5 protein-coding genes are annotated in these 5993 nt (G+C 71.3%); 2 read left to right on the top strand and 3 right to left on the bottom strand.

Features of this window, described 5'->3' with window-relative positions; genetic code table 11:
* On the bottom strand, window positions 1-1392 hold a 1392-nt coding region (locus VGZ32_RS12445; RefSeq protein WP_326886124.1), incomplete at its 3' end, for an anthranilate synthase component I.
* A 37-nt stretch (window positions 1393-1429) separates the two neighbouring features.
* Window positions 1430-1873, bottom strand: coding sequence for a phosphoribosyl-AMP cyclohydrolase (gene hisI, locus VGZ32_RS12440; protein ID WP_414642536.1), 444 nt, complete (start codon window positions 1871-1873; stop codon window positions 1430-1432).
* Between the two features lie 90 nt (window positions 1874-1963).
* Here hisI and VGZ32_RS12435 point away from each other — a divergent pair, with 90 nt between their 5' ends.
* Together VGZ32_RS12435 and VGZ32_RS12430 are read left to right on the top strand one after the other, a co-directional pair.
* Complete coding sequence (locus VGZ32_RS12435) at window positions 1964-3271, top strand: hypothetical protein (protein ID WP_326886122.1); 1308 nt, start codon at window positions 1964-1966, stop codon at window positions 3269-3271.
* Window positions 3268-4458: a hypothetical protein gene (locus VGZ32_RS12430; protein ID WP_326886121.1), complete on the top strand. Its 1191-nt coding sequence runs from the start codon at window positions 3268-3270 to the stop codon at window positions 4456-4458. Before VGZ32_RS12435 ends, VGZ32_RS12430 begins: the two co-directional genes overlap by 4 nt.
* Before the next feature lie 56 nt (window positions 4459-4514).
* Here the strand turns inward: VGZ32_RS12430 and VGZ32_RS12425 are convergent.
* Window positions 4515-5993: ABC transporter ATP-binding protein (locus VGZ32_RS12425; RefSeq protein WP_326886120.1), on the bottom strand; the 1479-nt coding region annotated here is incomplete at its 5' end.

Raw genomic sequence — 5993 nt, 5'->3', positions numbered from 1 at the left:
CAGCGCGGTGCGGATCGCGATCGCGGTGTCGCAGTTCCCGGCGAAGTCCAGATAGCCGACGCAGCCGCCGTACAGGCCGCGGCGGGTGGGCTCGAGCTCGTCGATGATCTGCATGGCGCGGGGCTTGGGCGCGCCGGAGAGCGTCCCGGCGGGGAAGGTCGCGAGCAGCACGTCGAGCGCGGCGCGGTCCTCGGCGACGCGCCCGACCACCGTGGACACGATGTGCATCACGTGGCTGTACCGCTCGATCTGCATGAAATCGAGCACTTCCACCGTGCCGGGCGCGCTGACCCGGCCGAGGTCGTTGCGGCCGAGGTCGACCAGCATCAGGTGCTCGGCGCGCTCTTTGGGGTCGGCGAGCAGCTCAGCGGCGAGAGCGGCGTCCCGCTCCGGGGTCGCCCCGCGCGGACGGGTGCCCGCGATCGGATGGAGCATCGCCTCGCCGTCGGTCACCTTGACCAGCGCCTCTGGGGAGGAACCGACGACGTCGAAGCCTTGCGCGCCTTCGGCCGCGGGGAACCGGAAAAGGTACATATACGGGCTCGGGTTCGTCGCGCGCAAAACGCGATAGATGTCGAGCGCGGACGCCTCGGTCGGGGCCTCGAACCGCTGGGAGAGCACGATCTGGAACGCCTCGCCCGCGCGGATCTCCTCCTTGGCCCGCTCGACCACCTCGCGATAGTCCTCACTGGTCCGATTCGCGGTGAAACGGGAGCCGGGGCCGATCGGGACGGGGGCGATCGTCGAGGTCTGCTGGCCGACCGGCCGGGCCAGGTCGGCGGTCATCGCGTCGAGGCGGGCGACCGCGCGGGCGTACGCACCGTCCACGCCATCGGGGGTGCCGTTGTGGTTGACGGCGTTGGCGATCAGGGTGACCGAGCCGTCGCTGTGGTCGAGCACGGCGAGGTCGTCCGCGAGCAGCAGGGTGAGCTCGGGCAGGCCGAGGTCGTCCTTCGCGTGGTCGCCGATCCGCTCGAGCCGGCGCACCGTGTCGTAGCCGAGGTAGCCGACGAATCCGCCGGTCAGCGGCGGCAGGTCGGCGCGGCTCGCGTCACGGGGGGTGCGCAGCGCATCGAGGGCCGCCGCGAGCACGTCGAGCGGCGCGCCCTCGCGGGGGATTCCGGCCGGCGGCTCGCCGATCCACAGCGCTTCGCCGTCCCGTTCGGTGAGCGCCAGGTCCCCGCGCACCCCGATGAAGGAGTAGCGCGACCACACGCCCTGCTCGGCCGACTCCAACAGGAAGGTGCCCGGCCGTTCCCCGGCCAGCTTGCGGTACAGCCCGATCGGCGTCTCGCCGTCGGCGAGGAACCGGCGGGTGACCGGCACGACACGCCGGTCCGCGGCCAGCACGCGGAAAGCCTCCAGGTCCGGGACCGTCGCTCCTGTCGTCATGGTCGACGCGCCTGCGATCATGGCGGACATTCTTGCATCAGGCGCCGGCAGCCGACGAAACAGCGTCGGACGCTTCCGTGCTGGCCGATTCGGGGCGCGACGATTCCGGACTGAACGGCAGGGTCCTGCCGTCGAAGCAGGTGCGGGTGCCGGTGTGGCAGGCCGGCCCGGTCTGGTCCACCTTGAGCAGGATCGTGTCGCCGTCGCAGTCGAGCGCGACCGAGACGACCCGTTGCACATGGCCGGAGGTGTCCCCTTTGACCCAGTATTCGCGGCGGGACCGGGACCAGTAAGTCGCCCGTCCGGTGGCCAGGGTGCGGCGTAGCGCCTCGTCGTCCATCCACGCGAGCATCAGCACCTCGCCGGTGTCATGCTGCTGTGCGATCGCCGGGACGAGGCCGTCGGCGGTGCGCCTGAGGCGGTCGGCGATGGCGGGGTCGAGGACTCCGGTCGGGTGATCGGTCATGGCGCCATTGTCCATCGGCCGATACGGTTTCCGGGGCGAAGCGCGCGGCGACCACACGGTGAACCCGGGCTCTTCGAACGGTGAACTGGCGAGAGAGACGGCAGCGTGACCGAGCTGGTAGGCGATCAGCACTCGCTCGACGACCCGGCGACCGCGGCCGGCGACGAAGCCGCGGCGCACGTCCCGGCGGCGCGGCTCTCGGACGACGGCCCCGGCAGTGCGGCGAGATCGCTGCGCGGCGTGTGGTTCGACGGATTCCGGGCGGCGCTGCCGGCCTGGATCATCGCGCACGTCGTGGTGATCTTCGTGCAGGACCTCGCGCAGCGCGCGGTGCCGCTGTTCCCGGCGCAGGTCCACGACCGTCCCGAGCTGCATCACATCTTCAACCAGCTCTACACCTGGGACACCGCCTGGTATCTCGGCTTGGCGCAGACCGGGTACAGCGGGATGCCGAGCGACGGGGTGCGCTTCTGGCCGCTGTTCCCCCTGGTGACGCGCGGGGTGTCGGCGGTCGGGATCCCGGTGGCGACGGCGGTGCTGGCGGTGTGCTGGGTGGCGGCGCTGCTGCTCGGCGTTCTGATGTACCGGCTTGCGCTGACGGCCGGGCTGGACACACTGACAGCGCGGCGCGCGGCCTGGCTGAGCCAGCTGGCGCCCGGGGCGTTCGTGCTGGTCATGGGATACACCGAGGCGCTGGCCGGGATGCTCGCGGCGATCTACCTGATCGCGATCCGCTGCACGGCGACCCGCCCGGGCCTGTGGGGTGGCGCGGTTCCCTCGGACGTGGCGCCTCGGGGACGCTGGATCTGGGCCTGGCACGCCGCCGCGATCATCGCCGGACTCGGCTCGGGCCTGGTCCGGCCGACGGGCTTCCTGCTCGCGGTCGCCGGTGCGGTCGAGTTGGTGCGGCAGTGGCGCGAGCCGGCGCTGAACGTGCTCGCGCGGGTCGCGGTGACCGTCTCGCCGGTGCTGGGCACCCTGCTGTTCCTGAACTGGAGCCGGACCGTATACGGCGACCTGATGCTGCCGTACTCGATCCAGCGCTTGGTGAACCTGCGCGGGACGGTCGCCTCGAACCCGTTCCAGGCCGCGCTCGACTCGCTGAACCAGGTGGGCAACGGTGCCGGGGCGTTCACCCTGATCCTGGTCGTGGTCTCGCTCGGCTTGCTGTGGCTGTGCGTACGCCGACTTCCGCTGTCGTACACGGCGTGGGCTGCGGTGACCCTCGCCTCGGTGATCACCGCACCGCATTTCTCATCTTTCGCACGCTACGCTTCGGGTGTGCTGCCGTTGCTGTTGGCGGGGGCCCTCCTGGTCCGCGACTGGCGGCGCTGGGGCTGGGTCGTGTGCTCGTCGGCCGCGCTGTGCGGGTACTTCGCCTACCAGTCCTTCATCGGGATCTACGTGCCGTGATTGACGAGTTCGAGCCGGTCGACGCGGGGTCTGCGCGACCGGGCGCCGCCGCGCCGCCGGTGCGGCGAAGCAGCTGGTCGCTGCGGTGGGAGTGGTTGCGCGAAGGCATCGTCGCGACGTTCCCCGCGTGGCTGGCGGCGCACGTGCTGGTGTTCTGGGTCTCGTGGGACATTTACCGGCGCCAGCCGCTGCACGGGCTCTTCGTCTGGGATACCGAGTGGTACTCGTCGATCGCGCGCTACGGATACGACCCGGCCGGCGGGCTGATCCACTTCTTCCCGCTGACATCGATCTTCGCGGCGGGGGTTGCGGCGGTCACTCGGCTTCCGGTGAGCATCGCGCTGTTCGCATTTTGCTGGGCCATGTCGCTGCTGTTCGGCGCGCTGGTGTACCGGCTGACTACGCGCGAGACCGGTGACCGGAGGGCCGCGATGCGCGCCGCCTGGCTTACGCAGCTCACGCCGGGCGCATTCGTCCTGGTCATGGGCTACACCGAGCCCCTGGCCGGAGTGCTGGCGGTCGGTTACTTCCTGACCGTGCGGGCGCCGATGGCGGGTCGGCCGCGCGCGGCGTGGACCGCGGTGCCGCTCGGGTTTCTCAGCGGCGTCGCGCGGCCGACGGGAGTGCTGCTGGCGATTCCCGGTGCGGTGGAAGGAATTCGGGCGGCGCACGCATCCGGCTGGCGTCCCTCCGTCGTTGCGCGCGCCGTACTGATCGCGGCCGCGCCGGGGGCCGGGCTCGCGTCTTTCCTCGCGTATTCGCGGCTGCGCTATGGCAGCTGGATGCTGCCGTTCACCGAGCAGGTGAACGAGGCGAACCGGGCGGCGGTGATGAACAACCCGCTCAGGTCGCTCGTGCACGTCTGGTACCACGATTGGCGGGGGCACGGACACGCGCTGGCGGTGATGTCGGCGCTGCTGATCACGATTTTCGCGGTGCTGCTCGTGGTGGTCTGGCGGCGCCTGCCGGTCTCGTATCTGGCCTGGACGGCGCCGTCGTTCGTGCTCGCGATCGGGTCGCAGGACTTCACCTCGCTCCCCCGCTACCTCGGCGCGCTTTTCCCAGCGCTGATCGGGGCAGCGCTGCTGGCCCGCAGACCATGGCAGTGGGCGCTGACGCTGACCGTCAGCGGCGCGCTGCTGATCTGGACGGCGTTCTTCGCCATGGCCGGCTTCGCCGTGGCCTGATTCACTGCGGCCTGATTCCCGTCGACTCTCAGGGCCCTGCGCTGCTCGAGGGGCGTTCAGCCGGTGCGCGCCTGCCTGATCCATGAGGCGTACAAGTGCGCGTAGACACCGCCGAGTGCCACCAGATCGGCGTGTGGACCGCGCTCGACCAGAAGCCCGGCGTCGAAGACCAGCACCTCGTCGGCGGCCTCGGCGGTGGAGAGCCGGTGCGCGATGGCAACGGTGGTACGGCCGCGGGTCAGGGCGTCGAGCGCTCGCTGGAGCCGCACCTCGGTGGCGGGGTCCACGGCCGAGGTCGCCTCGTCGAGCAGCAGCAGGTCCGGGTCGGCCATGTAGGCGCGAGCCAGGGCGACCAGCTGCCGCTCCCCCGCCGACAGCGATTCGCCGCGCTGGCCGACCCGGGTCGCGATGCCGTCCGGCAGCGCGGCGAGCCAGTCGCCCAGGCCCAAGCTGGCGAGGGCCTGGGAAACGGCCAGGTCGTCGGCATCGGGCGCGCCGTAGCGGACGTTGTCGGCGATGGTGCCGTCGAAGAGGAATCCGTCCTGCGGCACCATGACGACGCGGCGGCGCAGGTCGTCGAAGGGGACGCGGCGCAGGTCGACGCCGCCCACGGTGACGCGCCCGGTGGCCGGGTCCATCAGCCGGGTCAGCAGCTTGGCGAAGGTGGTCTTGCCCGAGCCGGTCTCGCCGACGACCGCGATGCGGGCGCGCGGCGGGATCGAGACGTCGACGTCGTGCAGGACGGGCGGACCGGCCGGGTAGGCGAAGCCGACGTGCTCGAAGTCGACGCCGATCGCGCCCGCGGGCAGCGCAGTTCCCTCCGGGCCCGGGTCGCGCACGTCCGGGACGGCTTCGAGCAGCCCGATGACCCGGCGCCAGCCGGAGATCGCGTTCTGCGCCTCGTTGAGGACTTCGACGCCCCACTGCACCGGGGTGATGAACAGCGAGACCAGGAACAGCATCGCGACCAGCTGGCCGACGGTGACGTGCCCGCCGACGCCGAGCAGCACACCGACGACCACGACCCCGGCGTTCGCCAGCCCCGCCGCGACCTCTCCGGCGCTGAACGTGGTCACGATGACGCGCTGCGCCCGCACCTGGTCGCGCCGCAGCCCGGTGATCGAGTCCTCGATGCGGCGGCCGGTGCGCTCCTCGATGCCGTACGCGCGCACGACCGACGCGCCGACCAGCGATTCGCTGACCGCGCCGAGCATCCGGCCGATTGAGCGGCGCACCTGTCCGTAGCGCTCGCCGGTCCGCCGCTGCACCAGGCGCATGGTGGCGAACAGCGGGAAGAAGCAGAGCCAGACCAGGACGGTCAGCTGCCAGGAGTAGACCCCCATCACGATGGTGGCCAGGAACATCTGCGCGATGCTGACGAACAGCGTCAGCCCGCCCTCCTGGATGAAGGTGGTGATGGTGTCCACGTCGGAGGTGACCCTGGAGACCAGGGCGCCGCGCTGCTCGACCTGCTGGTGGAGCACGGACAGGTCGTGTACGTGCTCGAACGCCTTGATGCGCAGCGTGGCGAGGCC

Origin of the sequence: Actinocrinis sp. (genome assembly GCF_035938995.1) — a bacterium.
Lineage (GTDB): Bacteria > Actinomycetota > Actinomycetes > Streptomycetales > Catenulisporaceae > DASZGI01.
The sequence above is the reverse complement of the archived record's forward strand: the minus strand, read 5'-3'. Positions and strand labels throughout refer to the sequence as shown.